The organism is Cellulomonas sp. A375-1 (genome assembly GCF_001040865.1).
GTDB classification, from domain to species: Bacteria; Actinomycetota; Actinomycetes; order Actinomycetales; family Cellulomonadaceae; genus Cellulomonas; species Cellulomonas gelida.
In genome coordinates, this window is sequence record NZ_LFKW01000150.1 from 1 (window position 1) to 1,286 (window position 1,286).

Sequence of the window (1,286 nt, forward strand, 5' to 3'; positions counted from 1 at the left end):
CACGCGACGTCCGGTCCAGGAGCGACGCACGAGCGTGGCCGCGAGGACCGCAGGCGCGAGCACGCCGACCGCCGCGACCGCGGCGCCCGGCCACCAGGCGCCGCCCGTGCGGGGGACGAGGACCGCGAGCGCCCCGACCGCGACCGCGCACGCGAGCGTGGTCACCGGCACGGACTCCAGCAGAGCGCGCCACCCGACGGAGGCGACCGACGCGCCGCGCGCACGCTCGAGCGTGTAGAGCGACGCGCGGCGTTCGACGAGCAGGCGCGCGGCGAGCAGCAGCGTGAGCGCGCCGACCGCCACGAGGCCCGCCAGCAGCACGCTGGCCTGCGCGGTCGCGCCGGCGAGCCGATCCCGGTAGGCGTTCAGCGCGTCGTCGAGCCCGGTCTTGATCAGCGGCACGCGTGCGTCCATGAGTCGCAGCGGCGTCGGGTCGGCGGACAGCGCGGCGACCTCGGTCGCGAGCGTCTCGGCGCCGTCGGCCGTCAGCTGGTCGGCGCGCGCCAGGAAGCGGACCTGCGTGGTCGTGCCGGTGGGCGCGAGAGCGACGAGCAGGTCGGGCAGCGACGCGTCCGACACGAGGAACCCGGCGGCCGCGATCGCGCCGGTCCCGCGCGGCGCGGGCCGGGCCTCGACCAGGTCCGCGAGCCCGGACCACACCGGGTCGTCGAGGTCGACGACCTCATAGGTCCCGACGACCACCGCCGTCAGCCGCGTGAGCAGTCCCCCCGGCTTGACGACGACCTCGTCGCCGAGCTCGAGCCCCATCGCCTCCGCGCCCGTGACGCTCACGCCGACCTCCACGTGCCGCTGCAGGTCGGCCAGGGGCTGACCCTCCGCAGGCTGGACGTCGGGGAGCAGGGCCGGGGCGCGGCCGGCCACCCAGCGCACCGGGTCGCTGCCGTCGGAGGGCAGGACGTGGCCCACCCGTCCGGCCGCGACGCCCGCGGGGACCTGGGCGTACCAGGCGGACGTCGTGGTGGTGGTCATGGGTTCGGTGAGGTAGCCGCGCAGCGTGGCGGGCACGCCGTCGGCGATGGTCGCCGCATCGCGTCGCAGGTCGTCCGCCGGCTCGGGCGGGCGTCCGCCGGCGACCGGCGGGTCGCCCCCGCCGACCTCCGCGATCAGGTCGGTGCCCGGGCGGCCACGCTCGACGACGTCCCGCGCACCCCGGTCGGCGACCGACATCACCAGGCGCGGGGCGAGCAGCGCGACGAGCACGAGCGCCGCCGCGAGTGCCCCGGTCAGGACGAGCAAGCCGGCGTCGGTCGCGGCCCGCCGACGCG

1 protein-coding gene is annotated in these 1,286 nt (G+C 78.0%); it reads right to left on the reverse strand.

The window, feature by feature from the left end; genetic code table 11:
* A partial coding sequence (locus tag CWIS_RS15980) for a hypothetical protein (protein WP_197080875.1) occupies positions 1-1,257 on the reverse strand: 1,257 nt, incomplete at its 3' end.
* Between the last annotated feature and the right edge of the window lie 29 nt (positions 1,258-1,286).